Consider the following 17,408-nt stretch of genomic DNA (forward strand, 5'->3'; position numbering starts at 1 on the left):
CATCGGTGTTTGTGGTGCTCTCGCCGGATGCGGCAAACGCCTTGGAAATACGGGTCATTCGGCGATCTCCAGGCTGCGCAGGAAGGCGATGATGGACTGGCGTTCGTTTTCGCCAAGCGCGGCATAGGCCTTGCGGCTGCCGGCCGCCTCGCCGCCATGGGCCAGGATAACCTCGTCCAGGGTGGTGAGGTCGCCGCGATGGCCGTAAGGCGCCGTGCTGCCGATGCCCCAGAGTTCCGCTGTAATGAAGACATCCCGCGCGACAAACCGTTGGGCCAGCAGTTCATTGCCGAAAGTGTCATTCTTCGCGTCGGCGATCTTGTGGCGTTTCAGGTCGCCGAACAGCGGCACCAGAACACGACCCTCCGCGTCCCTCGGCAGGGCCTTGACCCAGTCCAGCGTGCCGAGATCGTAGCTGAGCGGCATTCCGACATCGCTCTGGCGCAAGGTACCGGCGGTATCAAAAGGGCCGGGATCCTGAAAGGTCAGGCTTTCCAGCGGCAGCGCCGGGATGTGACAGGAGGCGCAGCCGATCTCGCCGAAGAGCGTTTCCCCTTCCTTTGCCGCGGTCTGCCAGATGTCCGGAAGGTCCTGTTTGCGGGTCGGCGCGGCCAGAGTTGCCTGCCAGGCCACCAGGGCGGAAATCTGACCGGGAGACAATTCGTCCGTATGGCCGTCGCCGTCGAAGTCGTCCGAACCGGTCCAGTCCGCGCCGAAGCGTTCGCTCGCCTGCATGCCGTGATGGTCGTTCATGGCATTCACCGTGAACTGGCGCAGCGAGGTAAAGACGCCCTTCTGGCTGAACGGGCGCAGGGTCAGGTCATCGTCGATGCCCTCGATCCCCGAAACATCCAGCGTGCCGTCCGGCCCGGCCGTCAGCGTTCCGAAGGCAACGCCCTTGGTTTCAAGGGCAACCGTTTCCGGCTGACCGCTTGCGCGCGCCTTCGTCAACACCGCCTGCCGTTGAGACCGCAAGTCGGCGGTCATTTCGCGGGCGAGCAGCTCGATCAGGCCGGCACCCTGGATGGCGTTGGTGTTGCGTTCGTTGGAAAATTGCGGGTCGATCGTGTCGAAGTCTGCGCTTTCGAAACCTTCCGAGACGAACACGTTGGCGGTGAAGGCGCCGGCGCCGCCCGTGACCGGCTCGTTGTGGCAGGAGGCGCAGGCATTGGCATCCATGCCGGCAAGGCGCTGGAACGCCAGATGGGATTTCCGGCGCACCTTGGTCGGCACGATAGCCCCGGTCGCATCCGGACGTCCTGCGCCGTCCAGCGTCGTGAACTTGGCCTTGAACAGTTTTTCGCCGAGCGGCTGCAGCACCGCGATCGGATCTTCTTCGGAGGCCGCAAGGGCGTCGAGGTCGACATCCTCTGTCAGGGCCCGTTCGCTCCAGGGCGGCAGATCAGAATCGGCAAGGACTGCCTGGGGCAGCAGGAGCATCAACGCCAGTCCCGAGGCGGAAAGGCCGATAGGGCGGATCATGCGATCAACTCCTTGCTGTCGGGCCGGGCGGAGCCCTTGGCGGACGCGCTTCCGAGAAAGTCCTTGTCCAGCCGTTCCATCGACTGGGCGATCAGGCCACTGCGGATGAAATCCTCGTTCCAGGGCATGACGTCGAGCGAGAAATTGTTCCTGAGATCGGCGACCAGAGCCTCTTCGAGGCCTTCCCACATGCCCTTTTCCATGAAGGCAAAGGCACGCATGGCCGCGCCGGTCAGGACGACCCGTTTCGGGTCGATCATCGCGATCACCCGGGCAAGACCGTAGCCGAGCACCCGGCCGGCCTCGTGAAAGGCCTTGCAGGCATCGCTGTCGCCGGACCCGGCCAGTTCGATCAGCCGGGCGAGCCCGCTGACCCCGGCGCGGATCGTGATCGGGTCGGTGTCCTCCGGCAGGTGGGAGGCCGCGCGGACCAGGGCATAGTCGGAAAGATAGGCTTCCAGGCAGCCCTTCTTGCCGCAGCGGCAAAGCGCGCCGCCGGGCACATGATTGGCATGACCGAATTCGGCCGCCGTGCCGCTTGCCCCGGAAAACAGCTGGTTGTTGAGATAAAGCCCCATGCCGACACCGTAATCGAGCATGATCACCGCGAAGGTGCCGCTGTAGCGGTTCGGATCCGACCAGTGCAGCGCTTCGGTGATCATGTTGGTGTCGTTGGAGATGTAGCACTCGGCGCCGAAGGCATCGTGCAGCGGCCCGACGATCGGGATCTTGCGGCCCGCGAAGGCCGGGCTCCAGGCGACCATCCCGGTTTCGGTCTCGACCACGCCCTGCGCGGCGACGCCGATTTCCCGGACCCGGTTGGTGCCTATGCCGGCTTCCTGCAGGAACTGCCGGATCGCCGTGACCAGCGCATCTGGGAAGCTGTCCGCGTCGGCGGTCGCGGTGTCGAAGCGCGTTCGGATCTCCCTGACGACCTCGCCGGCGAAATCGACCAGCGACAGGTCGATCGTGTTGACGGCGAGGCGCACGCCGATCGTGTAGACCGCTTCCGGATTGAGCTTCAGGAGCGTGCGTGGCCGGCCGCGTGCCAGCGGCGCTTTCGGCTCCTCGCTCTCCAGGGACAGGATCAGTCCCTGGTCCAGCAGATCGGAGGTGATCGCCGTCACGGTTGCAGGGGACAGGCGTGTCATCTGACCGAGATCGATCCGAGCCATCGGACCGTTCCGGCGCAGGGCCTGTAGAACAATACTTCTGTTTTGCCGCCGGATCTGATCCCGGTCCGCCTTGCGAGTCATGTGCGCTCAGCTCTTCCCACGGTGTTTCCTCTGCCCCGGGTTTTTCCCGGTTTTCCGCCCTTCTTCGGGATTTTTCAAGCCCGCGGAGCGAAGTTTTGCAAAACCATGTTGACAGGAGCTGCGCTTTCCTGCAACTTTTTTTCGGACACCAAAAAAAATAACAATAAGGTTGTCCTATCTGAAAGCGCCTCGACAAGGCGCTTCGAAACAGACGCATTTTCGGTGCAGCCGTTCGACGTGGACTGCACCAACTGGAGGAAACATCGCAATGCGTAAAATCACCACTTTGCTGGCGGGCGCCCTGCTGTCCGCAACCGCTCTGAACCTCGCTCATGCTGAAGATGTCGTTGTCGGCGTCAGCTGGTCGAACTTCCAGGAAGAACGCTGGAAGACCGACGAAGCCGCCATCAAGGGCGCTCTGGAAGCCGCCGGCGCGAAATACATTTCCGCCGATGCGCAGAGCTCTTCCGCTAAGCAGCTTTCCGACGTGGAAGCCCTGATCGCGCAGGGCGCGACCGCTCTGATCATCCTGGCTCAGGACGCACAGGCCATCGGTCCGGCTGTACAGGCCGCTGCTGACGAAGGCATCCCGGTTGTCGGCTACGACCGTCTGATCGACGACCCGCGCGCCTTCTACCTGACCTTCGACAACGTCGAAGTCGGCCGCATGCAGGCTCGTGAAGTGCTGAAAGCTGCCCCGAAGGGCAATTACGTCATGATCAAGGGCTCCCCGACCGACCCGAACGCGGACTTCCTCCGCGGCGGCCAGCAGGAAGTCCTGCAGGCGGCAATCGACGCCGGTGACATCAAGATAGTGGGCGAAGCCTATACCGATGGCTGGCTGCCGGCGAACGCGCAGCGCAACATGGAACAGATCCTGACGGCCAACGACAACAAGGTTGACGCCGTGGTCGCGTCCAACGACGGCACCGCCGGCGGTGTTGTTGCCGCTCTGACCGCTCAGGGCATGGACGGCATTCCGGTTTCCGGCCAGGACGGCGACCATGCCGCTCTGAACCGCGTCGCCAAGGGCACCCAGACCGTGTCCGTCTGGAAAGACGCCCGTGAACTCGGCAAGGCTGCCGGTGAAATCGCCGTTGCACTCGGCGGTGGCGCCGAGCTCTCCGACGTTGAAGGTTCCGCGGCCTGGACCTCGCCGTCCGGTACCGAACTGACCGCCAAGTTCCTGGCGCCGCTGCCGGTCACCAAGGACAACCTGACCGCTGTCGTCGACGCGGGCTGGATCTCTCAGGCAGACCTCTGCCAGGGCGTCGAAAACGGTCCGGCACCCTGTAACTAATAACAATACGCGATAAGCGCGGCCCCGGTTACTGTTAACCGGGGCCTTTAAACAGGGACCGCTTGCTGAAGAAGCCGTTCCCCGGGATGGGCCACCCGATGCGAAAGCATGATGGTCTCCAAGCAGGAGTGACCTCTATGTCCGATACCGCTCTGTCCGGCCAAAAAGGCCCGACAGCACGAAACATGTTTGCCGCGTTGCAGCTCGATACCCGGCTATTGGGCATGATCGGGGCGTTTGTTGTTCTGTGTCTGGTGTTCAACTTTTTCACCGATTTCCGCTTCCTGACACCGCGCAACATCTTCAATCTGACGATCCAGACCGTCTCCGTGGCCATCATGGCGACCGGCATGGTCTTCGTCATTGTCACCCGTCATATCGACCTCTCCGTCGGCTCGGTACTGGCCACCGTCGCGGCGATCATGGCTGTCGTCCAGACCGATGTCCTGCCGGGCATTCTCGGCCTCGGCCATCCCGCGATCTGGATCCTGGCCATTCTCGCCGGCATGGCCGTCGGCATTGCCATCGGCGCCTTCCAAGGCTGGATGATCGGCTATCTCGGCATCCCGGCCTTCATCGTCACGCTCGGCGGCTTGCTTGTCTGGCGGAACGTTGCCTGGTTCATCACCTCCGGCCAGACCATCGGTCCGCTCGACGAGACCTTCACCATGATCGGTGGCATCGGCGGCACCATGGGCGAAACCGGGTCCTGGATCTTCGGCATCCTAGCGGTTGCCGCAGCTCTCTGGCTGCAGGTGGCGTCACGCCGGCGCAAGTCGTCGCATGGCTTTCCAGTGAAACCGGCCTGGGCCGAAGTCACTATGGGTGTGACCACCTCGATTGCCATTCTCGGCTTTGTCTGGATCCTGAATTCCTATGACATTCCGAAAGCCCGTCTGAAGCGTATTTTCGAGGCCTCCGGGGACACCCTGCCGGACGGCTTGACCATGGGCTACGGCATTCCCTATTCGGTTCTGCTCCTGATCGTGGTTGCCGTGGTCATGACCGTGGTGGCGCAGCGCACGCGCCTCGGCCGCTACATCTTTGCAACCGGCGGCAATCCGGATGCTGCCGAACTGTCGGGCATCAACACCCGCTTTCTGACCGTGAAGGTGTTCGCCATAATGGGTGCGCTCAGCGGATTGGCGGCGGCCGTTGCCGCGGCACGTCTCGGCTTCTCGACCAACGACATCGGCACGCTCGACGAACTGCGCGTCATCGCGGCCGCGGTGATTGGCGGCACGGCGCTCGCCGGCGGTGTCGGCACGATCTACGGCGCCATTCTCGGGGCCCTGATCATGCAGTCCTTGCAGTCGGGCATGGCCATGGTCGGCGTTGACGCGCCGCTTCAGAACATCGTTGTCGGCACCGTGCTGGTTCTCGCCGTGCTGGTCGACATCATCTATCGCAAGCGCACGGGAGACTAAGACATGGACGCGCCTCTCGTAGAAATGAAAGACATGTGCATCTCCTTTGGTGGGGTGCGCGCCGTGGATCACGTCACGGTCGATCTTTATCCCGGTGAAGTGGTCGGATTGCTCGGCCACAACGGCGCCGGCAAGTCGACCCTGATCAAGATCCTCTCCGGGGCCTACAAGGCCGACAGCGGCGAAATCCGCATCAACGGCAAGGAAGTCCACATCCACTCGCCGCGCGACGCGCGGGCGCAGAACATCGAGACTATCTACCAGACGCTCGCGCTGGCGGACAATCTCGATGCCGCGTCCAACCTGTTTCTCGGCCGTGAACTGACCTCGCCGCTCGGCTTTGTCGACGACGACGCCATGGAAGCGGAAACCCGCAAGATCATGGGCCGGCTCAACCCGAACTTCAAAAAGTTCCATGCGCCGGTGAAAGCCCTGTCGGGCGGTCAGCGCCAGTCGGTGGCGATCGCCCGGGCGGTCTATTTCAATGCCAAGATCCTGATCATGGATGAGCCGACGGCGGCCCTCGGGGTCCACGAGACCCAGATGGTGGCCGAGCTGATCCAGGAGCTTAAGAAACAGGGCCTCGGCATCTTCCTGATCAGCCACGACATCCACGATGTCTTCCAGCTGTGCGACCGGATTGCCGTGATGAAAAACGGCCAGCTGGTCGGCACCGCCAAGACCACCGATGTCACCGACGACGATGTGCTCGGCATGATCATCCTGGGCAAATGCCCGGATGGGGCGATCCCGGGACCGGGTGCTCTTGTCGACGACAGCGTGGTCGGCTAAACCAACGCGGCCTGCGGGTTTTGACCCGCGGGTCTTTGCACCGGTGTCAGGGGCTGACTCCTGAGGCAAGACGGTGCGAAGATCCCTGCCGATCCCCCGGAAACGGGCTTCGGCATTCTTTTTGATTCATTTTGAGGAACGCACCTCATGTATATCGGTCTCGATATCGGCACCAGTTCGGTCAAAGCCATTCTGCTTGGCGAAGACCAGTCCCTGATTGCCTCGGCAACGGCAGACCTGACCGTCGAGCGTCCGCATCCGGGCTGGTCGGAGCAGGATCCGGACAGCTGGTGGACGGCTTGCGAAACCGTCCTCGATACGTTTAAGCGGCAGGCGCCGAAAGAGCTCGCCGCTGTCAGGGGCATCGGACTTTCCGGCCACATGCATGGCGCCACCCTTCTGGATGCCGCCGGCAAGCCGCTGCGCCCGTGCATTCTCTGGAACGATGGCCGCTCGGGAAAACAATGCCTAGAGCTGGAACGGGCCGAGCCGAAATTCCTGGAACTTGGCGGCAACCGGGTGATGCCGGGCTTTACCGCGCCGAAGCTGCAATGGGTGCGCGAGAACGAGCCGGACATCTTCGCAAAGACCGCCATGGTCCTGCTGCCCAAGGACTATGTGCGTTTCAGATTGACCGGCGAATACGTCGGAGACATGTCCGACAGCGCTGGCACGCTCTGGCTCGACGTTGCCAAACGCGACTGGAGCGCTGCACTTCTGGCCGCGACCGGCCTCACCCGTGCTCAGATGCCGCGTCTGGTCGAGGGCGCGGCGGCATCCGGTGTCCTGACCCGTGAGCTTTGCGCGCGCTGGGGTTTCGAGACCGCACCGGTCGTCGCCGGCGGCGGCGGCGACAACGCCGCCTCCGCCTGCGGTGTCGGTGCTGTCGATCCGGGTTCGGCCTTTGTCTCGCTCGGCACCTCCGGCGTGCTCTTTGTCACCAATGACCGGTTCTCGCCCAATGTCGACAACGCGGTCCATGCCTTCTGTCACGCCGTGCCGGACACCTGGCACCAGATGGGGGTGATGCTGTCGGCAACCGATTGCCTCAACTGGCTCGGCCGGACGCTCAAAACTTCGCCGGGGGATCTCACCGCCGCGCTGACCTCTGTCGAGGGCCCCGCACCTGTGTCGTTCCTGCCCTATCTCGGCGGCGAACGCACGCCGCACAATGATGTCGAGATCCGCGCGACCTTTGCCGGCATTTCCCACGAGACCGACGACACCATGCTGACCCATGCCGTACTCGACGGCGTCGCCTTTGCGCTCAAGGATTGTCTCGAGGCGCTCAGCGTCGCCGGCACGGGCATCGACCGGGTGCTGGCTGTCGGCGGCGGTTCGCGTTCGACCCTCTGGCTGGAAATCATCGCCAGCCTTCTGAACGTGACCGTGGATGTGCCGGTCGATGGCGACTTCGGCGCCTCGCTCGGCGCCGCCCGTCTCGGCCAGGCGGCCGCGTTAGGAACCACGGACGGCATCTTCGCCAAGCCGGCCCTGAAAGCCAGCATCGATCCCGTTCCGCACCTCATCGCACCCTATGCCGAGGCCTATGGCCGTTGGCGCAAACTTTATCCGGCCCTGAAACAGGCCGGTTTCTAAGGAGACTTGATTATGAGCACTGGGTTTTTCGGCGATCTGCAGCCGATCCAATTCGCCGGACCGGAAAGCAAGGATCCGCTGACCTATCGTCATTACAACAAGGATGAGGTGGTTTTCGGCAAGCGCATGGAAGATCACCTGCGCATGGCGGTCTGCTACTGGCACAATTTCTGCTGGCCGGGCTCCGATCCGTTCGGCGGCGAAACCTTTATGCGCTCCTGGATGGCCGCGGGCGGCAATCCGATGGATCAGGCCAAGCTGAAGGCCGACGTCGCCTTCGAGATGTTCCAGATCCTCGGTCTGCCCTTCTTCACCTTCCACGACCGCGACATCGCGCCGGAAGGCAAGACACTGGCGGAGAGCAACGCCAATGTGAATGCCATTGCGGACATCTTCGATAAAAAGATGGCCGACACCGGTGTGAAACTGCTCTGGGGCACGGCCAACATGTTCTCCAACCGGCGCTTCATGTCGGGAGCGGCCACCAATCCGGATCCGGATGTCTTTGCCTATGCCGCCGCCCAGGTGAAAAACGCCATGGACGTCACCGCGCGTCTCAAGGGCGAGAACTACGTTCTGTGGGGCGGCCGCGAAGGCTACGAGACCCTGCTCAACACGAACATCCGGCAGGAACTCGACCAGCTCGGCCGCTTCCTCAACATGGTGGTCGAATACAAGCACAAGATCGGCTTTACCGGCACGATCCTGATCGAACCGAAGCCGCAGGAGCCCTCCAAGCACCAATACGACTACGATGTCGGCACGGTCTACGGCTTCCTGAAGGCCTATGGTCTTGAGAACGAGGTCAAGATGAACATCGAGCAGGGCCATGCCATCCTGGCCGGCCATTCGTTCGAGCATGAGCTGCACATGGCCCGCTCCTTTGGCATTCTCGGCTCTGTCGACATGAACCGCAACGACTACCAATGCGGCTGGGACACCGACCATTTCGGCATGAACGTGCCGGAACTGGCGCTCGCCTATTACGAGATCCTGATGGATGGCGGCTTCACCACCGGCGGCACCAATTTCGACGCCAAGCTGCGCCGCCAGTCGATCGATCCGGTCGACCTGATCCAGGCCCATGTCGGTTCCGCCGATGCCCTGGCCCGGGGCCTCAAGGCCGCCGCCGCGATGATCGAGGACGGCCGGCTGAAGGGCTTCGTCGACGACCGCTATGCCGGCTGGCAGAAACCGGAAAACGCCGACATTCTCAAGGGAGGCTCCTCGCTGGAGGCGCTGGCCGACCGCGTCCACGGCACCAATCTGGAGCCGCAGCCGAAATCCGGCAAACAGGAATACCTGGAAAGCCTGGTCAACCTGTTTGTTTGACCCCGAATTCGGTCCGACCAATCAGGAAGGCCGCGGGTTGCCGCGGCCTTCAGCGCTTCTTTCCATCGCCAGCCACACGGAGTCCTGGGTCCCGGCTCTTCGCTGCGCTGCGGCCGGGATGACAAGGAGAGGTGTAGGCAAGGCTCTAAGGTTGCTGCGACTTTAACCCCGTCGCGCTGCCGCCTGCACCGCTCCGAACAGAACCGGACACGCTCCCAATCCCGCGCCCATTTCCTGCGCCATGTGAAAGGCCGCGCACAGCCCGCACAGGTCTTTCGCGGCAGATCGCCTTTCTTGCGCATTTTCATGATGGACCTCCGAAGAGGTCAGCCTGGTTTGGATCGGCCGGCTTGCCGCTTCGCCGCCGGCGTTTCTCCTGTCCGCGCATCGGAATGCCGCTTTTCCGGCTGCCATGTTTCGATTGAATACCGGCGGCCGTGCCGCGAAAGGCCTGCCCCTTGCGCACCGCCCAGACCTTTTCCCGCGCCTCCTTCGCCGCGCTCAGGTGGTCGACAATCGGAAACGGATAGGCTTTGCCGAGCACCTTTCCGGCATTGTCGGCTTTCCACGGTTCGTGCAGATGGGTGCTGTCGATGTCCTTCAGTTCCGGCACCCAGCGGCGCACGAAGTCACCACTTGGATCTTGGTCGAGGCCCTGCTTGACCGGGTTGTAGATCCGGATGGTGTTGATGCCCGTGGTGCCGGACTGCATCTGCACCTGGGGCCAGTGGATTCCCGGCTCATAATCCGTGAACATTCGGGCAAGGTGAAGCCCAGGCGCACGCCAGTCCAGCCAGAGATGATAACTCGCCACCGCCATCAGCATGGAACGCATGCGGAAATTCATCCAGCCGGTGGCCCTAAGCGCGCGCATGGAAGCGTCGACAAAGGGCAGGCCGGTTTCCCCCTTCCGCCACGCGTCGAGGCGCGCCCTGTCCGGTTCTTTCGGCCGAAGACCGTCATAGGCCCGGTGCAGGTTCTCAAATTCCAGCCGGGGTTCGTCCTCCAGTTTCTGCATGAAATGGCAGTGCCAGTGCAGCCGACCGGAAAAGGACCGCAGGGCACCCTGCCAGGTGGTTCGGCCCGGAAAGTCCTGCTCTTTCAGCTCGCGCTGGCGCGCCCAGGTGGAATGGGCGACTTCGCGCAGGGACAGGGTGCCGAAGGCCAGATGCGGCGACAGCCGCGAGCAGGCATCGAAGGCCCGGACGGGTGTCGACATGGCGGTACGGTAGGGCTTGCCGCGCCGGAACAGGAAACTCTCAAGCGTGTCCATGGCGTCTTGCCGGCCGCCGCTCTGCCGGCCGGGGCAGGGATCAGGGGCAAGAGCGAGATCTTTCGCAGCGGGAATGGGGTCAGTTTCCAGGCCGCCCAAGGGGGCCAATCGCGGTGGATCGATAAATGGCTCCGCCATGAAGCTGTCCCATCGCCCGGCCCAGCCGTCGCGGCTTTTCAGGCGGCGGATCACACCGGTCTGACGGCATTCGGTCCAGGCAATGCCCCTTTCGCGGCACCAGGCAGCGACGGCGAGGTCGCGCTGAAAGGTCCATTCGTTGCCGGTTTCTTCATGCGACCACAGCCCGCCAATGGCAAAACGGTCGGCTATATCAGCAAGGATATCCGTGACCCGGCCGGTCCTGACGATCAGGGGCTGGCCGCGTTCCGCCAGGTCCTGTTGCAAGGACGCCAGGCACTCGGTGAGAAAATCAAACTGTCTGCCAGCCATGTCCGGCTGCCGCCACAGCTCCGGTTCGACCACATAAAGCGGCAGAACCGGGCCGCGCAGCGTCGCGCGTTTCAGCGGCGCGTGATCCTGGACACGCAAATCCTTCTTGAACCAGACGATGTGAACGGGATCCTGCACCGGGCTCCTTTCCGTGTTAAGGGCGACGGTCCAGTCTACGTCTCGGGGCGGCTTTGGATTGCCTTTGCAGGTGTTGTGCGGATACGGAGGGGGATTGAGAATATGGACGAGGCTTGGCTCCCTCGGTTGTCATCCCCGCGAAAGAGTGGACCCGGGAACCTCTTGAAGAGCTTGGGAATTCCCTCGCCAGTCACACGCAGTCCTGGGTCCCTGGTCTTTGCTTCGCTGTGCCCGGGATGACAAATGTGGAAGGAAACAGGGTGCCTCAGAACCGGTCGAACAGCTGGGTACCGTCCGGGTCCGCGAGATTGTGCAGCCGGTGGGCGGCGTGTCGGGCAAAACGCAGGGTGACGGCCTTGCGGGTGGCCGCCGGGAGCTTGTGTTCTGGGGCGCTGCGCAGGATTTCGGCGCCAAAGCCGTCGGAGACGATCAGGCCGGCCTCTTCAGGGAAGATCTCCAGCGGCACGTCCGGATGGGTGGCGAAATAGAGCCGGTCGCAATGCTGGCGGTAGTCCGGCCATTTGCTGTCGGCCCGGAAATCGGCCACCGAGGATTTCACCTCGACAATCCAGAGCTCGTGTTTGGGGCCGAGAGCCAGAAGATCCGCGCGCCGGGCCGAGGCGAGCGTCACTTCCGGCAGACAGGCAAAATCGAATTGCCGCAGCAGCCTTGCCGTGCCGCGCCAGACCTTGAGCGCGGTCTCCGACTGGCGGCCATCCTTCAGTGGATCGTCCAGCTGGATCCGCCCGGCGCTGTGACTATCGTTATTCATTTCCTTTTTGTTCCACTTTTGTTCGAAAAATGCAAGCCGACCTATCGTAAAAGTTGAACCGAATTGCCGATTTGCTTGTCGTCGGCTCTGATTGCATAATCCGCGCTTGGTCATGTCAATCGGCAAGGGGGTACGATTGAACGGGTTCAAAGGAATTGCGCTGGCGGCGGGACTGCTCGCCACGGCCAGCGGAGCGGCCCTGGCAGGCAAGGGCGACCTGATGTTCGAGGTGCCCAAGTCCGCGCCGCTGCTGCAGGGCAGGATGCTCGATTTGAGGTTTGCGGATTTCGCGCAAGGCATCTGGGTGCGCGATCTGGACCAGTGTCCGGCACCGCGGATCGACCGGAGCGATCCCGGCTCGACGCTGGCTATCTATCGCGGCCTTCTGGAGATGCCTGGCCGGATCTGCCAGGTCTATGGCGCGGAGAAGGCCGGCAAGAGCACCCAGCGCGCGGCGATCAGCTGCCTGTTGACCGATGGTGGCGAGGCGATCGAGCTGGTCACCGTCAGTCCGCGCGGCACCAAGGGCCTGATGGTTCAGGAAGGCGAAAAGCCTCCCGTCCATTTCCGCTTCTGCGAAAAGATCGAGCCGATCCTGCAATCCGCACGCAACGATTAGGGGCGTCCTGACCCTAGTCCAGCTCCGGAAACACCGCCGTCTTCTTGACGGTGCCATAGACAAAGCTGGTGTCGATCGAGGCAATGCCGCCGATCGGGTGGATGCGCGTGCGGATGAAACTCTCATAGGCGTCGAGATCGGACACCACCACGCGCAGCTGGTAATCCATGGCGCCGGTGAGGACGTGGCATTCCAGGATTTCCTCGATGGTCTGGACCTGGCGCTCGAACCGGCGCACGTCTTCCTCATTGTGCCTTTCCAGGCGAATGCGCACGAAAACGGTGATCGGCAGGCCATAGGCGGACGGATCGACATCGACCGAAAACCCCTTGATCGCGCCGGAGGCCTCGAGATTGCGCAGCCTGCGCAGGCAGGGCGAGGGCGACAGGTTGACCGCCTCGGCCAGGTCCTGGTTGGTCATGCGCCCGTCGCGTTGCAGCGCGCGGATGATCTGGCGGTCTTTCCTGTCCATGGTCGTTCCGATTGGCAGATGATGCTGTCAACAGAAATACCAGTGACAGAACTTGATAGCCATAGGGGCTCAATTTCAGAAAAGATTGCTCACGCGGCGCGATTGGCCTTGTCCGCTGTCGGCTGCATCAGGATCTGGTGGTCGGTGACGGGCGCTCCGTTGACGAGTTTCAGGATGCTCTGTCCCATCAGCTCGCCGGCCTCGAAAATGTCCTCATAAATGCTGTTGAAAGCCGGGCGGTAGAGATTCAGCAGATTTGACGTCCGTTTGGCCACGAGGTGAAAGTCCCGGCCCGGCTCAAGGCCCTCTTCGATCAGGGTTGACGAAATGGCGAGCGCGGAGGTTTCGCCGGCGCAGACCACGCCGAAGGGGCGCGGAAAACCGGCAAAGCGGGCCCGATAGCTGGCCTGGATGGCTTCGGCCGGGCTGTCCAGCGAGACATCATCCGGAATGTCGAAGGGCAGGCCGCTTTCGCGTACGGCGCGCATGAAACCGTATTTCAGATACTGGCAGAAGGTGAATTTGCCGGGCGGCAGAACGATGCCGAGCTGCACGCAGCCGAGTTCGATAAGCTGGCGGGCCGCCTGATAGGCGAAGGCGTCGTTGTCATAGTCGACAAAGGCATGCGGGCTGGTGAATTCCGTGCGCCCGTGGGTCACGAAGGGAAAGCCGGCTTCCTGAAGGATCTTGACCCGCTCGTCGAACAATTCGGTCCGGGAGAAGATAAGGCCGTCAGCGAGATGGTTCTTCAGGATGTAGCGGACCGGGTCGATCGGCGGCTCGCCCTGGAACTCCGGCGTGATGGTCAGGTGAAATCCGGTGCCTTTCAGCGCATAGCTCAGCCCGGCGATCATCGAGCGGCCGAAATCGGGGATCTCATTGTGAGGTTCGAGGATCAGGCTGATAACCCGGGTTTTGCCGGTGCGCAGGCGTTGGGCAGCCCGGTCCGGGACATAGCCGAGTTCTTTGGCGGCAGCCGCCACACGTTTGCGGGTCTCCAGGGCGATCTGCGGAGAATCCAGCAGGGCTCTCGAGACGGTTGTCACCGCCAGTCCTGTCTTTTCCGCCACGGTTTTCAGCGTGGGTTTCTTATACGCCACGGACCCGAACTCCCCCTCCTTGGCCACCATCCGCCACGGGGTTTAGCGCAAAACAGGCCCCGTGACGTCTCGGTGAGAAAAATTATAACGTTATAATTGCCCAGAAAATCAAGAGGGGAGTCGTTTCTTTAGATTGTTTCTATAAAATTTGGATGAGAAGACAGCTTGACAGAGGGTCGATTTATAACGTTATAAATTTGGGTCGATTGCGAACAAGCAATACGAAATGCTTTGCTTTGGGAGGAAAGTGATGAAGAATTTGAAATTGAGCCTGCTGGTGACCGCAGGCATCCTGGCCGCTACGGCGAATGTTGCGACGGCGGAAGACGTTGAAGTCCTGCACTGGTGGACGTCCGGCGGTGAGGCTGCTGCCCTCAACGTTCTGAAGGAAGACCTGGAAAGCCAGGACATCGGCTGGCAGGACATGCCGGTCGCCGGTGGCGGCGGTACCCAGGCCATGACCGTGCTGCGCGCGCGCGTCACCTCCGGCAACCCGCCGACCGCCGTGCAGATGCTCGGCTTCGACATCACCGACTGGGCCCAGGAAGGCGCGCTCGCCGACCTGAACATCCTGGCCGGCATGGAAGGCTGGGACGATGTTGTGCCCGAAGCCCTGCAGAAATTCTCCAAATATGACGGCAAGTGGGTCGCCGCCCCGGTGAACGTCCATTCCACCAACTGGGTGTGGGCCAACAAGGCCGTTCTCGACGAGCTCGGCATTGCGCCGCCGCAGACCTGGGACGAATTCGTCGCAGCCCTGGAAAAGGTGAAAGCTTCCGGCAAGACCGCGATCGCCCATGGTGGCCAGGCTTGGCAGGACGCCACCATCTTCGACGCGGTCGTGATGTCGACCGGTGGCCCGGAATTCTACAAGAAGGCGTTCATCGATCTCGATCCCGAGGCCCTCGGTTCCGACACCATGAAGGAATCCTTCGATCGCATGTCGGTGATCCGCTCCTATGTGGATGACAACTTCTCCGGCCGCGACTGGAACTTGGCGACCGCTATGGTCATCAACGGCGATGCCGCCTTCCAGATGATGGGCGACTGGGCCAAGGGCGAATTCCTCAATGCCGGCAAGGCGCCGGATCAGGATTTCCTGTGCTTCCGCTTCCCGGGCACCCAGGACCAGGTGACCTTCAACGCCGACCAGTTCGCGATGTTCGCGCAAGGTCCGGAAGTCGGCAAGGAACAGGCGGCGCTTGCCACCGCGATCCTGTCGCCGAAGTTCCAGTCGGCCTTCAACGTGGTCAAGGGCTCGGTGCCTGCGCGGACCGACGTTCCGAACGACGCCTTCGACGCCTGCGGCAAGAAGGGCATGGCGGATCTGGCGAAGGCGGCCGGCAGCGGCAACCTTTATGGCTCCATGGCCCATGGCCACGCCAACCCGGCAGCCGTGAAGAACGCGATGTATGACGTCATCACCGCTCACTTCAACGGCGAATACGACTCGGCAACCGCTGTCGAGGAACTCGTTAACGCGGTTGAAATCGCGCAATAATCCTCCAGACTGAAACGGCAACCGGGAGGGGGGCGCTCCCTCCCGGCAAGAATACGATACCCGCCCCCCGTGTCCGCGCGGGGAGACGGGTCGATCCGGGAGAGGAAAGAAATGGCACAGCCCGCGTCTGTGGGGAGACGTTCCGGCGACTGGTTGCGCGACGCGCTGCCGAAACTGGTCCTGAGCCCGAGCCTGGCGATCGTTCTGATCTTTGTTTACGGCTTCATCTTCTTCACGTTCTATCTGTCCTTCACCGACAGCCGGATCCTACCGAGCTACGGATTGGTGGGATTTGAAAACTACGACAAGCTGTTCCGGCTGCGCGCCTGGGGCATCGCGGTCGACAACCTGATAATTTTCGGCGGTCTTTATATCGTCATTTGCTGCGCCCTCGGCCTGGCGCTGGCCATCCTTCTGGACCAGAAGATCCGGTCCGAAGGCTTCATCCGCACAATCTATCTCTATCCGATGGCGCTCAGCTTCATCGTCACCGGCACGGCCTGGAAATGGTTCCTGGATCCGGGCATCGGCCTGGAAGCCGTCGTGCACAGCTGGGGTTGGGAAAGTTTCACCTTCGACTGGATCAAGAACCGCGACATGGCGATCTACACCATCGTCATCGCGGCGGTGTGGCAGACATCCGGCTTTGTCATGGCCATGTTCCTCGCCGGCCTGCGCGGCATCGACAATGAGGTTCTCAAAGCCGCCCAGATCGACGGTGCCTCCAACTGGGCGCTCTACCGGCGCATCGTCATTCCGCAGCTGCGCCCGGCCTTCATGTCGGCCTTCGTGGTGCTGGCGCATATGGCGATCAAGTCCTACGACCTCGTCATCGCGCTGACCAATGGCGGACCGGGGCGGGCGACGGAGCTGCCGGCGACCTTCATGTATTCCTACACCTTCACCCGGAACCAGATGGGCATCGGCGCGGCTTCCGCCGTGATCATGCTGATGACGATCGCCGCGATCATCGTGCCCTATCTCTGGTCGGAACTGCGGGAGAAGAAATAATGGCCCAGGCTTCCAGCGACACCGCGGTCCGCACCGGCTCCGCCACCCGCTTCATCATCTACACCGTCCTGATCGTCTTTTGCCTCTATTACCTGCTGCCGCTCTACGTGATGGTGGTCAATTCGCTGAAACCGCTCGACGAAATCCGCGGCGGCGGCATGCTGTCCCTGCCTGAGGTCTGGACGCTGGCGCCCTGGGGCAGCGCCTGGTCGACCGCCCAGATCGGCGTCGAGGCAACGGGCCTGAAACCCTATTTCCTCAATTCCATCATCATGGTCGTGCCGGCTGTGGCGATTTCGACGCTGCTGGGCGCCCTGAACGGTTATGTGCTGACCAAGTGGCGCTTCCGCGGCGACACCATCGTTTTCGGGCTGATGCTGTTCGGCTGTTTCATTCCGTTCCAGATGGTGCTGATCCCCATGGCGCGCATGCTCGGCCTGATGGGCCTGGCGGGTACTGTGCCCGGACTGATCTTCGTGCACCTGGTCTACGGCATCGGCTTCTCGACGCTCTATTTCCGCAATTACTACGCCCAGTTTCCGACCGAACTGGTGCGCGCCGCCATGATCGACGGCGCAGGGTTCTTCCGGATCTTTCAGCGCATCATGCTGCCGTCGTCCGGTCCGATCGCGGTGGTCTGCATCATCTGGCAGTTCACCAACATCTGGAACGACTTCTTGTTCGGCGCCTCCTTCTCCGACTTCAGCAGCCAGCCGATGACGGTCGCGCTCAACAACCTGGTGCAGTCCTCGACCGGCGTGAAGGAATACAATGTCCACTTTGCCGGCGCGATCATGGCCGCGCTGCCGACACTCCTCGTCTACGTCGTCGCCGGACGCTTCTTCGTCCGCGGTCTGATGGCCGGGTCCGTAAAAGGGTAAATT

General features: G+C 62.3%; 15 protein-coding genes and 1 pseudogene. 9 read left to right on the plus strand and 7 right to left on the minus strand.

What is annotated here, in order from left to right; all coding sequences use genetic code 11:
* Positions 1–54: 54 nt before the first annotated feature.
* Both M0H32_RS17320 and M0H32_RS17325 read right to left on the minus strand, forming a co-directional pair.
* Entirely contained in the window at positions 55–1,482 is a 1,428-nt protein-coding gene (locus M0H32_RS17320) for a di-heme oxidoredictase family protein (protein ID WP_248156223.1), read from the minus strand.
* The gene (locus tag M0H32_RS17325; protein ID WP_248156224.1) at positions 1,479–2,657 is read right to left on the minus strand and encodes an ROK family protein; all 1,179 of its coding nucleotides are present in this window, start codon (positions 2,655–2,657) and stop codon (positions 1,479–1,481) included. Before M0H32_RS17325 ends, M0H32_RS17320 begins: the two co-directional genes overlap by 4 nt.
* 349 nt (positions 2,658–3,006) lie before the next feature.
* On the opposite strand from M0H32_RS17325, the gene xylF reads away from it, so the two are divergent.
* The 5 genes from xylF (at position 3,007) to xylA (ending at position 9,188) form a co-directional block, all read left to right on the plus strand.
* Positions 3,007–4,038 carry a D-xylose ABC transporter substrate-binding protein gene (gene xylF / locus M0H32_RS17330; RefSeq protein ID WP_248156225.1) on the plus strand — a complete coding sequence of 344 codons (1,032 nt, stop codon included), beginning with the start codon at positions 3,007–3,009 and terminating at the stop codon, positions 4,036–4,038.
* 137 nt (positions 4,039–4,175) lie between these two features.
* On the plus strand, positions 4,176–5,465 hold the full coding sequence (locus M0H32_RS17335; protein WP_248156226.1) for a sugar ABC transporter permease: 1,290 nt from the start codon (positions 4,176–4,178) through the stop codon (positions 5,463–5,465).
* 24 nt (positions 5,466–5,489) lie between these two features.
* A complete protein-coding gene (locus M0H32_RS17340) occupies positions 5,490–6,257 on the plus strand; it encodes an ATP-binding cassette domain-containing protein (protein ID WP_345779343.1) in 768 nt (255 codons plus the stop codon).
* Between the two features lie 147 nt (positions 6,258–6,404).
* On the plus strand, positions 6,405–7,856 hold the full coding sequence (gene xylB / locus M0H32_RS17345; RefSeq protein ID WP_248156229.1) for a xylulokinase: 1,452 nt from the start codon (positions 6,405–6,407) through the stop codon (positions 7,854–7,856).
* 12 nt (positions 7,857–7,868) lie between these two features.
* Entirely contained in the window at positions 7,869–9,188 is a 1,320-nt protein-coding gene (gene xylA, locus M0H32_RS17350) for a xylose isomerase (RefSeq protein WP_248156231.1), read from the plus strand.
* Positions 9,189–9,376: 188 nt separating this feature from the next.
* On the opposite strand, the pseudogene M0H32_RS17355 reads toward xylA, so the two are convergent.
* From M0H32_RS17355 to M0H32_RS17365, 3 genes and pseudogenes are all read right to left on the minus strand, one after another.
* A pseudogene (locus tag M0H32_RS17355) lies at positions 9,377–9,496 on the minus strand (DUF2256 domain-containing protein); the annotation flags it as partial.
* A complete protein-coding gene (locus tag M0H32_RS29650; protein WP_248156232.1) occupies positions 9,493–11,049 on the minus strand; it encodes an FAD-binding domain-containing protein in 1,557 nt (518 codons plus the stop codon). The gene M0H32_RS29650 and the pseudogene M0H32_RS17355, both read right to left, overlap by 4 nt.
* Before the next feature lie 265 nt (positions 11,050–11,314).
* On the minus strand, positions 11,315–11,821 hold the full coding sequence (locus tag M0H32_RS17365; RefSeq protein ID WP_248156233.1) for an MmcB family DNA repair protein: 507 nt from the start codon (positions 11,819–11,821) through the stop codon (positions 11,315–11,317).
* 136 nt (positions 11,822–11,957) lie between these two features.
* Between M0H32_RS17365 and M0H32_RS17370 the strand changes: the two genes are divergently transcribed.
* The gene (locus M0H32_RS17370; RefSeq protein WP_248156234.1) at positions 11,958–12,440 is read left to right on the plus strand and encodes a hypothetical protein; all 483 of its coding nucleotides are present in this window, start codon (positions 11,958–11,960) and stop codon (positions 12,438–12,440) included.
* 13 nt (positions 12,441–12,453) lie between these two features.
* On the opposite strand, the gene M0H32_RS17375 is transcribed toward M0H32_RS17370, so the two are convergent.
* Positions 12,454–12,912 carry an Lrp/AsnC family transcriptional regulator gene (locus tag M0H32_RS17375; protein ID WP_248156235.1) on the minus strand — a complete coding sequence of 153 codons (459 nt, stop codon included), beginning with the start codon at positions 12,910–12,912 and terminating at the stop codon, positions 12,454–12,456.
* A gap of 89 nt (positions 12,913–13,001) precedes the next feature.
* Entirely contained in the window at positions 13,002–14,012 is a 1,011-nt protein-coding gene (locus M0H32_RS17380; protein WP_248156236.1) for a LacI family DNA-binding transcriptional regulator, read from the minus strand.
* A 250-nt stretch (positions 14,013–14,262) separates the two neighbouring features.
* On the opposite strand from M0H32_RS17380, the gene M0H32_RS17385 reads away from it, so the two are divergent.
* From M0H32_RS17385 to M0H32_RS17395, 3 genes are all read left to right on the plus strand, one after another.
* Positions 14,263–15,513, plus strand: a complete 1,251-nt coding sequence (locus tag M0H32_RS17385) for an ABC transporter substrate-binding protein (protein WP_248156239.1) — start codon at positions 14,263–14,265, stop codon at positions 15,511–15,513.
* Between the two features lie 111 nt (positions 15,514–15,624).
* The gene (locus tag M0H32_RS17390; RefSeq protein WP_248156241.1) at positions 15,625–16,524 is read left to right on the plus strand and encodes a carbohydrate ABC transporter permease; all 900 of its coding nucleotides are present in this window, start codon (positions 15,625–15,627) and stop codon (positions 16,522–16,524) included.
* Positions 16,524–17,405 (plus strand): carbohydrate ABC transporter permease, encoded by an 882-nt coding sequence (locus M0H32_RS17395; RefSeq protein WP_248156243.1) that lies wholly within the window; start codon positions 16,524–16,526, stop codon positions 17,403–17,405. Before M0H32_RS17390 ends, M0H32_RS17395 begins: the two co-directional genes overlap by 1 nt.
* Positions 17,406–17,408: the final 3 nt, after the last annotated feature.

This window comes from Roseibium sediminicola (assembly GCF_023156505.1).
Taxonomy (GTDB): Bacteria; Pseudomonadota; Alphaproteobacteria; order Rhizobiales; family Stappiaceae; genus Roseibium; species Roseibium sediminicola.